General features: G+C 43.3%; 14 protein-coding genes. 7 read left to right on the forward strand and 7 right to left on the reverse strand.

Features of this window, described 5'->3' with window-relative positions; all coding sequences use genetic code 11:
• The first annotated feature begins 5 nt into the window (after window positions 1-5).
• Window positions 6-749: a flagellar brake protein gene (locus AACR75_RS03450; protein WP_013868359.1), complete on the forward strand. Its 744-nt coding sequence runs from the start codon at window positions 6-8 to the stop codon at window positions 747-749.
• A gap of 44 nt (window positions 750-793) precedes the next feature.
• Here the strand turns inward: AACR75_RS03450 and gltS are convergent, their stop codons facing one another.
• Entirely contained in the window at window positions 794-2,020 is a 1,227-nt protein-coding gene (gene gltS, locus AACR75_RS03455) for a sodium/glutamate symporter (RefSeq protein WP_047688756.1), read from the reverse strand.
• A 651-nt stretch (window positions 2,021-2,671) separates the two neighbouring features.
• On the opposite strand from gltS, the gene AACR75_RS03460 reads away from it, so the two are divergent.
• The 5 genes from AACR75_RS03460 (at window position 2,672) to sstT (ending at window position 6,785) form a co-directional block, all read left to right on the forward strand.
• The gene (locus AACR75_RS03460; protein ID WP_047688758.1) at window positions 2,672-3,592 is read left to right on the forward strand and encodes a DUF368 domain-containing protein; all 921 of its coding nucleotides are present in this window, start codon (window positions 2,672-2,674) and stop codon (window positions 3,590-3,592) included.
• Window positions 3,593-3,735: 143 nt separating this feature from the next.
• The gene (locus AACR75_RS03465) at window positions 3,736-4,164 is read left to right on the forward strand and encodes a hypothetical protein (RefSeq protein ID WP_017048144.1); all 429 of its coding nucleotides are present in this window, start codon (window positions 3,736-3,738) and stop codon (window positions 4,162-4,164) included.
• Window positions 4,161-4,769, forward strand: a complete 609-nt coding sequence (locus AACR75_RS03470; RefSeq protein WP_013868355.1) for an SCO family protein — start codon at window positions 4,161-4,163, stop codon at window positions 4,767-4,769. The genes AACR75_RS03465 and AACR75_RS03470 overlap by 4 nt, the downstream gene beginning before the upstream one ends.
• A gap of 1 nt (window position 4,770) precedes the next feature.
• On the forward strand, window positions 4,771-5,214 hold the full coding sequence (locus tag AACR75_RS03475; RefSeq protein ID WP_047688761.1) for a copper chaperone PCu(A)C: 444 nt from the start codon (window positions 4,771-4,773) through the stop codon (window positions 5,212-5,214).
• Between the two features lie 353 nt (window positions 5,215-5,567).
• Complete coding sequence (gene sstT, locus AACR75_RS03480) at window positions 5,568-6,785, forward strand: serine/threonine transporter SstT (protein ID WP_026028166.1); 1,218 nt, start codon at window positions 5,568-5,570, stop codon at window positions 6,783-6,785.
• Window positions 6,786-6,896: 111 nt separating this feature from the next.
• Here the strand turns inward: sstT and AACR75_RS03485 are convergent, their stop codons facing one another.
• From AACR75_RS03485 to lamB, 4 genes are all read right to left on the reverse strand, one after another.
• On the reverse strand, window positions 6,897-8,042 hold the full coding sequence (locus AACR75_RS03485) for a tetratricopeptide repeat protein (RefSeq protein WP_017045034.1): 1,146 nt from the start codon (window positions 8,040-8,042) through the stop codon (window positions 6,897-6,899).
• Between the two features lie 345 nt (window positions 8,043-8,387).
• Complete coding sequence (locus tag AACR75_RS03490) at window positions 8,388-10,025, reverse strand: glycoside hydrolase family 13 protein (RefSeq protein ID WP_047688763.1); 1,638 nt, start codon at window positions 10,023-10,025, stop codon at window positions 8,388-8,390.
• Window positions 10,026-10,173: 148 nt separating this feature from the next.
• A complete protein-coding gene (locus AACR75_RS03495; protein WP_047688765.1) occupies window positions 10,174-11,007 on the reverse strand; it encodes a MalM family protein in 834 nt (277 codons plus the stop codon).
• 111 nt (window positions 11,008-11,118) lie between these two features.
• Window positions 11,119-12,318, reverse strand: a complete 1,200-nt coding sequence (lamB, locus tag AACR75_RS03500; protein WP_017042148.1) for a maltoporin LamB — start codon at window positions 12,316-12,318, stop codon at window positions 11,119-11,121.
• 438 nt (window positions 12,319-12,756) lie between these two features.
• Here lamB and glgX point away from each other — a divergent pair, with 438 nt between their 5' ends.
• Window positions 12,757-14,754, forward strand: a complete 1,998-nt coding sequence (gene glgX, locus AACR75_RS03505; protein ID WP_017048138.1) for a glycogen debranching protein GlgX — start codon at window positions 12,757-12,759, stop codon at window positions 14,752-14,754.
• A 99-nt stretch (window positions 14,755-14,853) separates the two neighbouring features.
• Here the strand turns inward: glgX and ulaG are convergent, their stop codons facing one another.
• A complete protein-coding gene (gene ulaG, locus AACR75_RS03510; RefSeq protein ID WP_047688768.1) occupies window positions 14,854-15,921 on the reverse strand; it encodes an L-ascorbate 6-phosphate lactonase in 1,068 nt (355 codons plus the stop codon).
• 123 nt (window positions 15,922-16,044) lie between these two features.
• Complete coding sequence (ulaR, locus tag AACR75_RS03515; RefSeq protein WP_026027147.1) at window positions 16,045-16,800, reverse strand: HTH-type transcriptional regulator UlaR; 756 nt, start codon at window positions 16,798-16,800, stop codon at window positions 16,045-16,047.
• Between the last annotated feature and the right edge of the window lie 129 nt (window positions 16,801-16,929).

The following is a 16,929-nucleotide window of genomic DNA, read 5'->3' on the forward strand; positions in this document are numbered from 1 at the left end:
TTAAGATGGAATCGCAGTCGGCAGTGCTGAAAGATGAACAGAACCCAAACCGTTCAACCGAACGTAATAAAACCCTATCGACACTTAATAGTACTGATGCGTTATCTATGGTTGAACACAGTAGCGAACTAACCTTAAGTATAACCACTCCCGTTGGTACGAAATTCCAGTGTAAAACGTCATTTATCGGTACCTACTCTCATTCCCATCTCCTTGTAGAAATTCCTAAAATTTCCGCAGATGATCTCTCTTTTTTCTTCCAAGAAGGTTTTTGGATGAATATCAGAGCTATTTCACCACGTGGCGAAGGAGCTTTAATCCATTTTCGTAGCCAGTTGTTACATGTATTGCAAGAGCCTATACCGCTCGCCATGTTATCTATTCCCAACAGCATGCAAGTGACCCAACTGCGCAAAGAAGCTCGTTACGATGTGAATCTAGCAGGAAAAGCAACGGTAGGAACGCATAAGTCGGATTGTGAGGTAAGAGATCTCTCCAAAAGTGGCTGTCGTTTTGTCACACCTCCTCTTGGGCGTACTTTCCAAGTGGGTGATAAGATTAGTCTCGAATTATTTACTGATCCTCGCAGCAGCCAATTCTTTGCGCCTTTGATGGGTAAAGTTTGTAACTTGCAACGCTCACTGCACTATGCTCGTTACGGAGTGCAGTTTGATGAAGAAGGTGTCAAAAATGCGAAAAGTTTATTAGGTCAACTGAAGTTTGATGGCACAAAACTAACGCTGAAGTAAGCAATACACCCTAACCAATAAGTTAGGGTGTATTGCTATTATTTTTAACCGAGAAACGAAATATACCCTTGTAAGATAACCAAATTCACAATATCCACAAAGAATGCACCTACGATAGGCACGACCATAAACGCTTGTGGTGATGGCCCATATCGTGTCACCAATGAGCCCATATTCATCACAGCGGTTGGGGTTGCTCCAAGACCAAAACCGCAGTGCCCACCAGCGATCACAGCAGCGTCATAGTTTGATCCCATCACTTTAAAAGTCACAAAATAAGCAAAGATACCCAATACCACCGATTGCACCGTCAGAATCACAAGAAATGGAACTGCCAAGTCAAAAATATTCCATAACTTTAAACTCATGAGTGCCATAGCAAGAAATAGCGATAGAGAAACGGTGCCTAAGATGTCAACGGTTTCAGCATCAATTTTATGAACTTTCGTCAATTCCAGTACATTGGTAATGAACACACCGATGAAAAGCGCATAGACAAAATCGGGGATCATCAACCATTTGATTTCAAATGCACTTACCCACTGTTCTAAATATTTAGCACCAGTGACACAAATAAGAAGGATGAACAAACCCTCAATCACTTTCTTAGCGGTGACTTTATCTTCTTCATATTCATTGTAAGTAACCAGCTCTGGGAACTTATCGTGCGTTTTGGTTCCTCGTCCATACTCAGATTCAAACCCGTTTTTATTAATGAGTTTTTGGGCAACTGGGCTACCGATAATCCCACCAATGATCAAACCAAAGGTCGCTGAGGCCATGGCAATTTCTAGCGTATTGCTAAGCCCATAATTATCGTTGAATGTTTGAGCCCACGCCGCTCCCGTACCGTGTCCACCCGAGAGGGTAATAGAACCGGCGATCAACCCCATCAGTGGGTCAAGACCAAGAGCCGTAGCTAACGATACACCGACGCCATTTTGGATGATGATATAAAACGAGGCAACGGCGAGGAAAAGAAAGACTTTTGCTCCACCCTTAACCAGTTGAGTGTAATTGGCCGCAAGGCCTACGGTGCTGAAAAACATCAGCATAAAAATATTCTGCAACGGCAATGAGAACTCTAAATCTAAGCCGTAAAAATGTAGAAGAGTGATCGCGAAAGCGACAATTAAGCCACCGACGATGGGCTCAGGAATGTTGAATTTTTCCAAGATAGGCAGTTTTGCGTTAATAAAGTGACCTAAAAAAAGCACGCTAATAGCGATTAAGAAAGACTCAAGGGGCCCAATTGAAATTAAATGGTGCATATAACCTCTTATTACTGCTTCACTCATCTTCCTTAATGAGTTTGGAGATCATCAAAGAAAGCTTGATAAACTCGAAAAAAATACGATTGATCGATACGGATCATCCTTATGGATATTGTTTATTTACAATGATATACGATGTTTATTTGATGGGTTTTACGAACGTATGGCCTAACTGGTTTTGCTCGAAAAACATCTTCGCTCACGGCTTTTGATTGTCATTTGCAAACTCTCATTAGACGAGCGAGGAGGCGTATCATACCTAACAGACAAAAAAAGAGCCAACCGCAATGATGCGATTGGCTTATATATAGTGTGAACAAATTCATTCACTAACAACGTCAGTTGGCTAGGTGACCCTCGGCTTTAAGAAGGGTCGAACAGTATTATGCATTAAGTATGCCAACTAAAAAAGGTCTGCTTTTTAGCTATGCATCGCATTAATTCATCAAAATGTAGTACTTTTTCGCATTACGCAAATTGCATTATGCGAAACGAATGCAAAACAATACTCACCCAGTTGCTATAAAACAAACTAACTTTCTGCGCTTTTTCACCTTAAGCCAGCACCACTCACTCATCTTTTGTACAAGCATTTCTTAGTTATTTCATTATATACTTCCGGCACATACACTTAATCATGCAGATTCAATGAACTATTTCAGTACGTTTTTAAAAGGGATGGCCATGGGCGCCGCCGATGTTGTGCCGGGTGTTTCGGGTGGAACCATTGCATTCATCACTGGTATCTATGACACTTTGCTTGAAAGCATTCGTAGGATTAACCCGAGTTTATTGCGCATAGTCAAACGAGATGGGTTAGCCGCCGCATTTCAACATATTAATGGCTTCTTCTTGCTCGCACTGTTTGGGGGAATATTCACCAGTATCCTCTCTTTGGCTAAACTCATTTCTTGGCTGTTAGCCACGCATCCTATTCCCATTTGGTCATTCTTCTTCGGTTTAATTCTAGTTTCGGTATTCCATATTGTGAAACAAATTGAGCAATTCAAACTTTCTCGGTTGCTCTTCGCTTTGCTGGGAGTTGCGTTTGCTTACAGTATTACGGTGCTTAACCCAATGCAGATGGAACCAACAGCGCTGAACACAGTTCTAGCCGGTGCTATTGCCATCTGCGCCATGATTCTACCGGGAATTTCTGGCAGTTTTATCCTGTTGCTGATTGGTATGTACGCACCGGTACTGGGCGCGGTGAAAGAGATGCAAGCCGATATTTTGGCACTCTTTTTACTCGGATGTATTGGTGGTTTACTGAGTTTTTCTCACGTATTGTCTTGGTTACTCAAACAATTTAGAGATTTGACCTTAATTTTTCTTACGGGATTAATGATCGGCACCTTACCCAAAATCTGGCCTTGGAAAGAAACGCTCACTTGGCGAACCAATTCTCACGGCGAGCTCGTTCCTTTACTACAGCGAAACCTTTCTCCATTGGAATTTGAGTCCATCACTTCACAGCCTTCGCAACTGCTGGTAGCCATTTTATTGATGCTTTGCGCTGTTGCCCTCGTGCTTGGCTTGGAGCAATATGCAAAACATCACGATGTGTAAATCACACCGCATAGCATGAATGAGAAAAGGTGGGGAAACTCACCTTTACTATATTGATTTGTTGCACATTTTATCCATTCGTCACCACTGAAAAAAGATAGCTGTGATAACATTCGCGTTTTATAACCGCTTGGATTGTCCCCATGCACAACGCAATCAAAATCGGCGTCTTTGTTCTAGCCCTGCTAGCGGGTTACTTTAGCAGCGATATTTTCAATTGGCTCTCTTCAGCACACTCTTCTCCAGATATTAATCGATATTGCCAGTTGTCGAGTGCCCCTTGTCGACAAGGAGATGTTGTCATGACATTGGCACACGATAAATCTCAACCTTTGGTGGCTAACACTCTGACCGTTGAATGGCCACAAGCCAATGCAAGTAAACTCACACTCACACTCAATGGGCTAGAGATGGAGATGGGCACCGCTAAATATGTACTGACGCCGCAGGAAGACGGGCTCTACACAGCACAGATTGTACTCCCAGTTTGCACGACTGAAAAAATGACATGGATTGGCGAACTCTCTGATGGTCGTACCCAAGTATTTCCGGCAATAAGGATGGAAAGATGAGTAAAAATTGGTCTCTGGCATTGGTGGTTGCGTTTGTATTAGGCTTTGGTATAAAAACCTATTTTGATACGCAGCAAAGTATGGATTTAGAGAGCGGTAATAGCTCATCTTCTGAGGTGATTTTATTTGGCAAAGCAAATCAACCCATCTCTATTTTTGATACTAAAGATGAACGCATACGTGTTGTTTACTTCGGCTTTACACGCTGCCCAGATGTCTGCCCAACATCTCTTGCTATGTTAGCAGGTGCACTCAATCAACTGGATGATGTAACCAAAGCAAAGTTGCGCCCTTTATTTATCTCTCTCGATCCAGAGCGTGACGCTGCCGATGCTTCTCATCAATACGCACAATATTTCCACCCTATGATCGAGGGGCTTTCTGCTCCTTTAGACATTACAACACCACTGGCGCATCAGTATGGCGTCATTTTCCGCAAAACCGAATTAAAGGGATCTGAACTGAAATACACATTAGATCACAGCTCCTACTTCTACTTTTTACAACCAGATGGAACATTAATCACTAAAGTCCCACACACGCTTTCACCGGCTCCCATTGTTGAAGCCATCAAAACAATAATGACGTCATCACAAGGAAAATAACATGAAGCTCAATGCTCTTTTTTTAGCAAGCCTTGCCCTTAGCCCACTAGCTTTTGCGAACACAGATATAATGGTACATCACCCTTACGCACGTGCTACCGCACCAACCGCCACCACCAGCGCAGTATTTTCTCAAATCATGAATAAAGGTGAAACGGACCGTTTCATTGTATCGGCCAACACCGATGTGGCAGGGAAAGTTGAGTTGCATGATGTAATCACCGAAGGAGATGTGATGAAAATGCGTCAAGTCACTGAATTTAAAATTCCGGCCAAAGGGCACGTCGAACTCAAACCGGGCGGCTTGCACATCATGCTTTTTGATTTGAAGAAACCATTGGTTGAAGGTGAAAAGATTGACGTACAACTGACCTTTGCCAATGGTGAGCAGCAAACCATTACTGCATCAGTAAAAAAAGTGATGAGTGGTATGGCACACCATTAAAAAGAAGGGGGTGAGCGATGTTGGCTTACCCTCTTTTATCATCGCACTAAACGCTCATTGACCAGTCTAATGGCGAGAGCGAGACATCCCGACGAGAGGCTTATCATTCCACCACCACAAATGCTACATTTTATTTACATTTCACTCAAAATCGATTGCATTTCCACACATTGATTAATTATTTGTGCTGATTATCAATTAATTCTAGACACAATATCCCGCGTAGATATCATTACCCCTTCAGTGGAGCTCACTGATGTCACTATAACTCTATTTGTCTACCATAACCGATGCTATGGCTTCATAGTATTTAGGTCATGCAGGATGTAATTCGATTTATTGCAGGGATAACTATGCAAAGCAACAATATTTTCGCCCGTTTTGCGCGTGGCAATTTGGTTCTGCAAATACTCGCCGGTATCGTTCTCGGTGGGATATTAGCAACCCTTTCACCCGATGATGCGAAAAGCGTCGGCCTACTTGGCGACCTTTTCGTTGGCGCACTTAAAGCCGTAGCGCCGATCCTCGTGTTTATTTTGGTCGCCGCGTCCATCGCAAACCAAAAGAAAAACCAACACACTTATATGCGCCCAATCGTGGTGCTTTACCTTTTTGGGACCTTCACCGCCGCTCTTACTGCCGTTGTATTGAGCTTTATCTTCCCTACAACCTTAACATTGGTTGCGGGGGCAGAAGGTGCAACGCCTCCTCAAGGTATCGCTGAAGTGCTTAATACCCTGTTGTTTAAGCTGGTTGATAACCCAGTCAATGCTCTAATGAGTGCAAACTATATTGGCATTCTGGCATGGGCTGTTGGGTTGGGCTTAGCTTTACACCATGCCTCAGCAACAACTAAAGCCGTATTTGAAGATTTAAGCCACGGCGTTTCACAAATTGTGCGTTTTATTATTCGCCTAGCACCGTTTGGTATTTTCGGCTTGGTTGCATCCACGTTTGCCACGACTGGCTTTGAATCTTTGGCTGGTTATGCCAACCTTTTATTCGTATTGCTCAGTGCTATGTTGATCATCGCATTAGTTGTCAACCCAATCATTGTGTACGCGAAAACTCGCCAAAACCCGTATCCATTGGTGTTCCAGTGCTTGCGTGAAAGTGGTGTCACCGCATTTTTCACACGTTCAAGCGCCGCCAATATCCCAGTAAACATGGCATTGTGTGAGAAACTAAAACTGGATGAAGATACTTATTCAGTCTCGATCCCACTCGGCGCGACCATTAATATGGCTGGTGCCGCCATTACTATCACGGTTCTCACCCTAGCTGCAGTAAACACAGTAGGTATTGAAATTGACCTGATGACAGCTTTGCTACTGAGCATCGTTGCTGCTGTTTCTGCATGTGGCGCATCCGGTGTGGCCGGTGGATCACTGCTGCTGATCCCGCTCGCATGTGGGCTATTTGGCATTTCAAATGACGTAGCAATGCAGGTTGTTGCCGTTGGCTTTATCATAGGCGTGATTCAAGATTCAGCCGAAACCGCGCTCAACAGCTCCACAGATGTTGTCTTCACCGCTGCGGTTTGCCAAGCTGAGCACAATAAATCAGCATAATCATTCGATACACTAAAACCGGTACCAACAAAAATCCCCAGCCGATTCGCTGGGGATTTTCATTTCAGAGATTTTTTATTTACAGTGCTTAGCCACTTTATCGATCCAACATTACCTGTCCATTGAAGTATTGGAGAAATCTAATCGCGTTAGAACCTCATGATCATCAGATGGGCTGGATGACAAACGCTCTTCGGAGGCATCCGCCACTACGCTCAATGAGAGATCGTCTTCATCAGGCAACTCCCCTTTCTCTGGGATAGGGATCCCACGTTTGTAGAGCTTGTTCAGCGCCTTAATAATTGAGTGTTTACTTACAGTACCCGCGCCGATTTTCTTCATGAGTGGTTTGGCCAACGATTGCAACCCCACAACAGAATCGACACCGATACGTGAGCCCACTTGATCTCTTAGCACCTTTGCTGGTTCAAAACCAAAATGAGCCGATAAAAATAACCAAATATAAGCAATAGCATTGCCATTTGAACCTTTATCTATCCAAGCTTCTCCTGCGTGATACATCGCCTCTACATGACCTTTTTCAGAAGCTCGCTCTAACCAATAACAAGCTTTACTGTGGTCCATTGCGACACCAACACCCTTAAGGTAATTCAAGCCTAGTTTCATCTGTCCTATCGGGCTATTTAGCTTCGCGGCTTTGGAATACCAAAATGTTGAATCCGCTGGTGATGGCGCAATATTGTCATGTGAAACACACCAATCCCCCATGAAAATCACAGCGTCGAGCAAATTCGCTTCCGCAGCCTCTTGTACTAACGAGACTCCTTTCGCAGTATTCGCTTCCACGCCACGGCCATGAATATAGGCCATGCCAGTTTCATACTTTGCGGTTAAGTTACCTTCAATGCCTGCAATACAAGTCTGCCAAAACTTCTCTTTTTCCCGCAAAATCAGATCATCTCGAAACTTTTGGCAAATCCGAACAACACCATACATTCCCGTAACATTGTCATAATTTGCCGCTTTGTCATACCAGTACATCGCCTCTTTGAGGTTGGTTCGTTCGGCTTCTTTCGCTAAATACAAAATCGTCGGCACATGGCCTGTTTCGGCCTTAAACAAGCGATCTTGTCTTTCTTGTTCACGTGATTTTTCTATCGCTTTGCGATAAGCGATTTCTCTCTCTTTTCTCTCTTCCTCTAAGCGTTTTTTGCGCAAAGAGAGCGAAAACATCCACACGAAGATGAGGATAAGTGATAACCCGGTTGCGCCTATGGCAATCCCAATAGTGCTCATTGATTCAAATCTTATTTAGCTGATTAACTTCATTATCGACCATTTTTCTCAATCTTTGAAAAAGTCTGACCACATTCATTCTGTCTCGAACCATTTAAAACATACGAAACAGTCAAATCCGTTCATCCAAAACAGAGAGGCCACTCTATATCTAATGCTCGTGATATCTAATGCTCGTGGATTAATTAAGCCACATAGCCTTAGCACTAAGATAGTACCGTACTCTTTTCAAGAGTGTTACGCACAATCACACTAATTGAGGAATAGATTCCGATTTGGGTCAATGAATGAAAAAACGCAGCCAAATCGCTGCGTTCATTCCAGATCAAAAATGAGCCACTCACTTTACTCTCTCATCAAAACCGCGATGGATTGATAAGGCTCGAGTACTAGGTTTTCTTCTAATTTTTCAATCTCTTGATAATTAGAGCTCAAACACTCCACCGCTCTCAATTGAAACTTTTCGGGTATTGTTAAACAAACCGTGGCCGATGAAAAATTACTGACCACGACAATTTGCTCACCTTGGTACTCGCGCACATAGCCAAACACTTGGTCATGTTCTTCAAATAAAGGCGTGAACGATCCATAGACGATGGACAGGTGTTTTTTACGCAGTGCAATTAACTTTTTATAGTGATGGTAAATCGATTGTTTATCAGCAAGCGCTTGTTCAATATTGACTTTTAGGTAGTTAGGATTCGCCTCTATCCACGGAGAACCTTGAGTAAATCCGCCGTGTTTATCCGCTGACCATTGCATTGGCGTTCGAGCGTTATCGCGGCTGTTTTGATGAATAGCATCCAGCATATGCTGATGAGAAACGCCCGATTCTGTCTTCACACGATAAAAATTTAACGTCTCGATGTCTCGGTATTGATCGAGCGAATCGAAGGCCACATTCGTCATACCAATCTCTTCGCCTTGATAAATATAAGGCGTGCCTTTCAGAAAGTGTAAGCTCGTTGCCAACATTTTCGCAGATTCAACTCGGTAGCGTTTGTCATCACCATACTTAGATACAGCGCGTGGTAGGTCATGATTATTCCAAAATAATGAATTCCAACCCTGATCGGCAAGCTCAATCTGCCACTTGGTTAATACCTGTTTAAACTGCTTAAGATCTAACGGAATAGGGTTCCATTTGTCACCCTGCTCCCACGTCAAAGTGATGTGTTCAAATTGGAAAACCATCGATAACTCACGACGACTCGGCGCACTGTACAGTTTTGCAATGTCTGGTGTGGCTCCCCAAGTTTCTCCCACGGTCAGCAGATCTTGATTACCAAAGGTGGCGGCATTCATTTGCTGTAATAACGGATGCAAGCGCGGGCCATTGCCAGTAATGCCCTTATCAATTTCTTTGCCAATTAAATCAATAACATCTAATCGAAAACCACCAATGCCCTGTTCAATCCACCAGTTCATCATGCTGTGCACTTCTTGCTGCACTTTAGGGTTTTCCCAATTCAGATCTGGCTGACGTTTAGAAAAAAGGTGGAAATAATATTGCTGCGTTTGCTCATCCCAGTGCCAAGCACTGCCACCAAAAATTGACCCTGTATCATCCGGCGCACTGCCATCCGGTTTTGCATCCCGCCAAATGTAGTAATCTCGATACGGATTGTCTCGTGATTGCTTCGCTTGTAAAAACCATTGGTGTTCATCCGATGTATGATTAACAACAAGATCCATCACTATCTTAATATTGCGTTTTTGTGCTTCGCTCAGTAAACGCTGCATATCTTCCATGGAACCAAACTCTTGAGCTATTGCTTGGTAGTCAGAAATATCATAACCGTTATCATCCATTGGAGATTGATAAACAGGAGATAGCCAAATAACGTTAATGCCTAACTCTGCAAGGTAATCAAGCTTACTAATAATGCCATTTAAATCGCCGATACCATCGTGATTAGAATCGTAAAAACTGCGCGGGTATATTTGGTATACCACAGCGCTATGCCACCATTTGGGTTCCATGATATTTATCTCTGCATTGAATGATCTAGTGAGTTCTAAAGTGAGAGAAGTGATAATTCGCTTGTCATCTTTAGTAATCGAAGCTCAGAATTTTGAGACTAGAAAAAGAAAGGCGTCCACATAGGGACGCCAGTAGTACGATTTTTAATTATTTCTCATTCACGGCTTTAACAAAGACTTCTTGTGCTCCATCAATACCTAGCGCTTTGGCTTCATCAAGTAAGCTAAGTGCTTTAGATATATCGTTCGCTTTTACCGCTTTCTGAATCGATACCTTGTAGTAAGTTTCAGTATCTGGCTGCACTTTTTTTGTCAGTTTTGCTTCATCCGTTGAAACTGTCTTTACTTTATTCTCAGGCTTCACAAACGATAGAAAGCTGGGACCAGAAACATCCAACTCAATGGTTCCAGTCAAACCGTGTGGCATCGGAATATCTTTTAATTCCGGCATGTAGTTACCACGGCCTTCGGCATCAATACGTCCGGGATGTGCTACATAAGTTACGCCTGACAGATCTTTTTCCTTTGCATAAACAATAAGTAACAGCGTCTTATGACCTTGAGGAGGATAAAACTCCAAATCAGCAACCAGACGATTACCCAAATTTAAACGTGGCTTGCGATATTCGAACTCAGTGCCGGTGTACGATTCTAAAACGGTTCCTGTTTTATCTGTGATAACAACATAAGGATAAAATACTGAATCTTGAATTTCGCTGGTGACCGTTAAATTCATTTGGCCACGATCGGCTGGTATTTCAAACACGGCGACAGGGCTATGAATCAATGAGTTATGCAAGCGCTGAGTATTGGCTGTGAGCACCATTTTTGTTGTACTCGGTAGCTTCACTTTTGTGACTTGTAGTTGTTCTATATTATTGACAGCTTGTACTGCCGAACTTTGTGTTTGCTCAACAACAGGAGCTGTTTGACAGCCAGTTAAAGCAATGCAACTACCTAATAGTAGTGTTTTAAAAACCATTTTCCGCTCCTTTAGTATTTTTTTAACGACTCATCTCCGAGTCGTTAAAAAAATAGCCGACATCAGTCGGCTATCAGCATATGGATTTAGACTAATAAGAACAAGGAGGAATTACCACCAAGCTTCCACTTGAATGCCAACGACGTATTCAGTGTCTTTGCCAGTTGCAAATGCATTTTTGTTTTCGGTATCAAGTAGGTATGAGCCGTATACACGGAACTCTGGACGAGCCCAGAAGCTGTCTCCCATTGCCCACGCTTGTGCAACTGTCAATTTCGCATTGCCGAAATCTTCTGTTGCTGTGCCTGCACTATTAATTTTCTCACCAGCGTTATAGCCAGCTTCAAATACAGTGCGCATTGTCTCATCCCATTTGTACATTGGGCGCACAACAACTGAATACTGATCAATGTCTTTTTTACTAGCCCCAATATCAGAACCTGCTAAGTACGCAAGTTGATGGCCCATTTCCCACGATTGACCAAAACTCACTACACCCCAGTTTAATAAACGGTAGCCAGTTGCATCGTTCTGATCTGCATTACCACGGTTATAATAAGTGCCTGCACCCCAAAGATTAGCCGCTTGCACGCCATAACCATTGGTACCCACTTGAAGAATTGTTTGGTTAAAGCCGTTTGATAGGCCTTGGTGCAGAATGGCTGATGCCAACAAACCATCATCAGCTTGCTCTGTTGCATCACCTTTTTCGGTTGCAAAGTTATAAGCCAATGCAAATTCTAGATTCGCATTTTCCCAAAGACCGATATTGGCTAAGCGCGCATCAAAGATATAACCCGTTGAGTTGGTATTATCGCCATCTTGGATCAAAGCAAGTGACAGTTTCTGATTGCCGACTGATAGGTTTTGAATACCGCCACCTGTACCAGAAGTGTTCAAGAAATAGAAATCGGTGATGTGGATATCTTTACGTTGGTAATAAGATTTACCCGCCCAAATTTCAGCAGACTCATCACCAGCAATAAGACCTTTAGCTTTTACCGCAAACTGAGCAACGTTAAAATCGCCATCTTCCCAACCATTTGCACCTTTGTTACCTTGTGCAATCATTGATTCGACACGCCAAGTTTGCTCGCCTGTCTTTAACTCCTCAGCAAAACCAAACTCATAGTAGTTGTCGTTTTCGTTACCGAGACGACCTACCCCATTCTTGTTAACAGCAAGATCACCATTACCCTGACCACTAATTCCGGTACCCGCGCGGAAATAACCATTAAAATCAACAGCAAAAGCAGAACCTGCTGCTAGAGTAGCAGCCACTGCGGCAGCAATTACACTTACTTTTTTCATTCTTAACTCCATTAAGGACGATTTATATTTATGGAAAATTTTAACTACGGACAGCATTTAAAACTTTCACTCTTCTCCTATTGGAACCTGCAAGGCAGTTGACAGATAGACGCTAAAAGAAGAGGTAAGACGGGACTAAGTCCCCAGTTGTTTCAACGGTGATAAGGTTACTAAAGGCGTAATAAGCTTGCTTCCTCCACCTCAAAGTAATTTGGGGGGGAGGAGAAAGGATGAGTAATTTTATAGTATGGCGTTTTTAAAACGCGGATCACGGATTTCAGGGGGAGGAGATCAGTTAATGGTTATAAAATAGAATACAAAATGTCTTATTGATCACTATTTATGGCCAATAACATCATTAAAATGAAATAAAATTACATTCAAATTTTATTCATTGGGCGCTTGACCTAATATCAACAAAGCTTTTTACTTAAAGCGATGACGTGCAGCAAAATAACAATTAAAGATGCCCATATGAAATGTACTATTTCTAGCCCTTACCCACTCGGTGCAACCCTTGATAACACAGGTTGCAATTTTGCTATTCATGCTCCAGCAAATAAACAGCTTCTACTCGCTCTGTTTGATCAACAGGGAAGTTTCACCACCCACGAGTTAGAGAATGAATATGCGGGCGTGAAGTACACTCATGTGCCAAACATTAAAGCAGGGCAAAAATACGGTTACCTCATTTTAAATGGTGACGAGCCACACTATATTTCCGACCCCTACGCGAAGGCGATAGATAAAAACTTAGGCTATAAAACACCATTTAGTTCAAAAAAGAGTTTCGAGCTGCCTAAGTGTGTCGTGGTTGACGATCAATTCGATTGGCAATCAACTAAAAAGCCACACATACCTCGCGATAAGACTATTTTGTTTGAGACCCATGTCAAAGGGGTGACCAAACTCAATCCACGAGTGCCTAAAGCAGAACAAGGTACTTATTTAGGCTTAATCAGTGAGGAGATGCTGGAGTTTTATCGCAAGCAAAACATCAACACACTACAGCTACTGCCCATCGCGGCTTGTATGCATGAGCCACATCTATTGGATATGGGCAAAGTCAACTATTGGGGATATAACCCCTATCTGTTTATGGTGCCAGATCCACGTTATGCGCAAAAAGATGCGGTAACGGAACTGAAAACGGCTATCAGAGAACTGCATCGTCACGGAATTGAAGTGATACTGGATGTGGTTTATAACCACTCAGCAGAGGGGGGCGAAGATGGGCCTATTTTCAATTTAAAAGCACTCGACCCTAAATATTATCTAAAACACGGTCAACATTACGCGAATTTTACCGGTTGTGGTAACACCATTGATCTCTCTTATCAACCCGCCCTTAACCTAGTCATGGACACGCTGCGCTACTGGGTTAGCGAATACCAAATCGATGGTTTTCGTTTTGATTTGGCCGCAACGCTTGGAAGAAATGGCGATAATTTCAGCCCCGATGCTGCGTTCTTTAAAGCGGTGGCGCAAGATCCAACGTTAAAACGAGTCAAATTGATTGCAGAGCCTTGGGATATTGGTCCAAACGGTTACCAAGTAGGCAATTTTCCTTTCGGTTGGAATGAATGTAACGACAAATTACGTGATATCACACGCAGCTTCTGGCGCGGCGATCAAGGCTATTTAAAAGAGTTCGCCACACGCTTAATGGGCTCGCGCGACTTGTACAGTGCCGCCAACTGGCCCTACAAACTGACCGTCAATTACATCACTTATCATGATGGCTTCACCATGCAAGATTTGGTGTCATACAAGCATAAGCACAATGAAGCGAATGGTGAACAAAACCGAGATGGTCACGGTGACAATCGCTCCGACAACTATGGCGTCGAAGGCGAAACAGAGAACATGGTGATAAAAGCAACTCGCGAAAAGCAAAAACGCAATATGATGGCGAGCTTACTTTTTGCTTTTGGCATTCCTCATATTCTCACCGCGGATGTGCTTTCTCATACTCAGCAAGGTAATAACAACGCTTATTGCCAAGACAATGAGATCAGTTGGCTTGACTGGAACATGACCGAACGCAAAAGCTACTTCAAACATTGGTTGAGTCAAATGGTGGCGGCAAGACACCTTTATATGGTGCCCTTTATTCGTGCTTTTAGCGGTGAGGAACGTAATGCCAACCGCGTATTCTGGCGACGCGTGGATGGCACACTGATGGAACATGATGATTGGAACCGCTTAAGTTCTGTGGCATTGCAGATGGGCATTGGATCGGATGGGGCTGAAATGCTCTATTTGATCAACCAAACCAACGCACCCGCTCGTTTTACTCTACCTAAAGATCGTAACCAAAACTGGGAAGTGATATGCGATACCAATTTACGTAACGTACAACCCGGCCATGCAGAAGGGGAGCTGTTACAGTCGCCCATATCAATGACAATTTTGCACTACCAACCTGAAGTATAAAATCAAGCGATGCACATCGCTTGATAAGCAAAGATATTGCCAATAAACAAAGAGGCCCAATTGGCCTCTTTCTCTTCTCTAATTTTTGCTTTCAGAACATTACAAGAATGCTTTGAAAGGCAGCTCTGGTTCATCGACAAAAATATCTTTAAAGCCTCTGAAATGCTGGTAATGCATACGTCCTTTGTCGGTTGGGTAGGTGTATTTTCCACCCACTTGCCAAAAGAATGGCGCAAAACCGTATTGCAGACGATCTTTTTTCATTTGCCACAATGCTTCAATTTCACGCGGGTCATTTTGGAAGTTAGCCCAAATATCGTGATGGAATGGGATCACCACTTCACAATCTAACGCCTCACCTGCGCGCAAAATATCAGATGCAGTCAGCTTATCTGTGATGCCTCGTGGGTTTTCACCGTATGAGAGCAGCGCTACATCAATCTTGTAGTCATTACCATGCTTGGCATAGTAGTTCGAATAATGTGAATCACCTGAATGGTAGATTGAGCCACCGGAGGTTTCCAATAAGTAGTTGACCGCGCGATCATCCATACCATCAAGAATCCCCTTATCATAAGATGAAACACCTTTAGGCAGCGTAATCAACGCAGTGCGATCAAAAGAGTCCAGTACTCGGATACTGATATCGCCGACTTCAATGCAATCACCCACTTTCGCCACAATGCAGCGCTCACTCGGTACTCCCCAACCTTGCCACAGGTCAACGCAAGCTTGTGGCCCAATAAATTTCACATGCTCACCACAGTTTTGCAGCACAGCTGCTGCGACATTAATATCGATATGATCAGCGTGATCATGCGTCGCCAGCACCGCATCAATCTCTTTGATGCCAAATGGGTCCAACACAAAAGGAGACGTTCTTAAGTTGGGTTGCAGTTCACGCACGCCCCCCATACGCATCATCTGATGCTGTTGATTCATCAAGGCATTCTTTTGCGTTTTCTTACCCGTCCCACACCAAAAATCGATCGAAAGATTGGTATTCCCGGCACTTTTTAGCCAAATGCCTGTACAACCAAGCCACCACATAGCAAAGGTGTTAGCTTCCACTTCGGTCTTTTCTATCTCTTCATTCAGCCAAGTTCCCCACTCAGGAAACGTACTGAGAACCCATGAATCGCGTGTGATTTCATCAATTTTACTCATAGCAACACCTTTTATTTCACGATCAGTTAGACAAATTTTGGATGTAGGGAGCCAAGCGTCTTAACCAAAGGTGAAGACACTGAGCCTGTGTTTATTATTAGAATGTGTAGAGCGAAGTGCTTTCTATACCAGAATCACTTCTGTCCCCTGCTGTTGTAGCGCTTGGATAACTTGCGGATCGGCGGCTTTGCCAGTGATAACAATATCAACCTTGCTGGCGGGGCAAAATAGCATGCCCGTACGCTGCCCAACTTTAGAACTATCCACTACCACCACTAACTTACCGATTTGCTCTAGCATCTGTTGCTCGGCAACGGCGGTGAGCATATCGGTTTTGTATAGGCCATTTTCCGTCAGCCCTTTGCCACTGGTGAACATCCAATGCCCGGCGTAACCGCCTAACGAATCAGGGGCGGGGTTGAGGAAAATGTTTTGTGCTTTGTTGTACTGCCCACCAATGATGATCACATCGTCGTGATCTTCATTGATAAGATAACTGGCCAGTGGGAAATAGTTAGTCACGATTTGAACATCTTGACCACACAACTCTTTACCGAGCAAGAAGGCGGTCGAACCACAGTTAATTACCACACTGTCACCTGGGTTGCAGAGCTTAGCCGCAGCCATGGCAATCTGTGATTTTTCATGGAAATGGTCCGTACTGTCGATATTTAACGGCGTCCACGCTCGCTTTCTAATCTCTAAGCGTTCAGCACCATTGCGAACTTTCTTCAGCTTACCTAGCTCATCTAATTTAGAAATATCGCGGCGAGCCGTTGCTGGTGACACGTTAAATTTCTCAATAATATGCGTGACGTTGATGGTGCGCATATTGTCTAGCAAAGACAGTATCTCGTTATGTCTTTGTACTTCGTTCATGGTTATCACCTTATCTTTTCATCAAGTGATTACTTGGTGATTATTTATGATTTGTTTTGATTCTATTTCTCATCCATCACAATGTCAAACACTGGACGAACAAAACTTCCCTCTCGCTCACAATAAAAC

Source organism: Vibrio sp. ZOR0018, assembly GCF_963865925.1.
Taxonomy (GTDB): Bacteria; Pseudomonadota; Gammaproteobacteria; order Enterobacterales; family Vibrionaceae; genus Vibrio; species Vibrio anguillarum.

What these genes read in the sequence shown, in the direction of transcription:
- gltS (WP_047688756.1), bottom strand. Translation starts at nt 2,020, where the DNA reads ATGCACCATTTAATTTCAATTGGGCCCCTTGAGTCTTTCTTAATCGCT.
- AACR75_RS03485 (WP_017045034.1), bottom strand. Translation starts at nt 8,042, where the DNA reads ATGAGCACTATTGGGATTGCCATAGGCGCAACCGGGTTATCACTTATC.
- AACR75_RS03465 (WP_017048144.1), top strand. Translation starts at nt 3,736, where the DNA reads ATGCACAACGCAATCAAAATCGGCGTCTTTGTTCTAGCCCTGCTAGCG.
- glgX (WP_017048138.1), top strand. Translation starts at nt 12,757, where the DNA reads ATGACGTGCAGCAAAATAACAATTAAAGATGCCCATATGAAATGTACT.
- AACR75_RS03470 (WP_013868355.1), top strand. Translation starts at nt 4,161, where the DNA reads ATGAGTAAAAATTGGTCTCTGGCATTGGTGGTTGCGTTTGTATTAGGC.
- ulaG (WP_047688768.1), bottom strand. Translation starts at nt 15,921, where the DNA reads ATGAGTAAAATTGATGAAATCACACGCGATTCATGGGTTCTCAGTACG.
- AACR75_RS03475 (WP_047688761.1), top strand. Translation starts at nt 4,771, where the DNA reads ATGAAGCTCAATGCTCTTTTTTTAGCAAGCCTTGCCCTTAGCCCACTA.
- AACR75_RS03490 (WP_047688763.1), bottom strand. Translation starts at nt 10,025, where the DNA reads ATGGAACCCAAATGGTGGCATAGCGCTGTGGTATACCAAATATACCCG.
- AACR75_RS03460 (WP_047688758.1), top strand. Translation starts at nt 2,672, where the DNA reads ATGAACTATTTCAGTACGTTTTTAAAAGGGATGGCCATGGGCGCCGCC.
- sstT (WP_026028166.1), top strand. Translation starts at nt 5,568, where the DNA reads ATGCAAAGCAACAATATTTTCGCCCGTTTTGCGCGTGGCAATTTGGTT.
- AACR75_RS03495 (WP_047688765.1), bottom strand. Translation starts at nt 11,007, where the DNA reads ATGGTTTTTAAAACACTACTATTAGGTAGTTGCATTGCTTTAACTGGC.
- AACR75_RS03450 (WP_013868359.1), top strand. Translation starts at nt 6, where the DNA reads ATGGAATCGCAGTCGGCAGTGCTGAAAGATGAACAGAACCCAAACCGT.
- lamB (WP_017042148.1), bottom strand. Translation starts at nt 12,318, where the DNA reads ATGAAAAAAGTAAGTGTAATTGCTGCCGCAGTGGCTGCTACTCTAGCA.
- ulaR (WP_026027147.1), bottom strand. Translation starts at nt 16,800, where the DNA reads ATGAACGAAGTACAAAGACATAACGAGATACTGTCTTTGCTAGACAAT.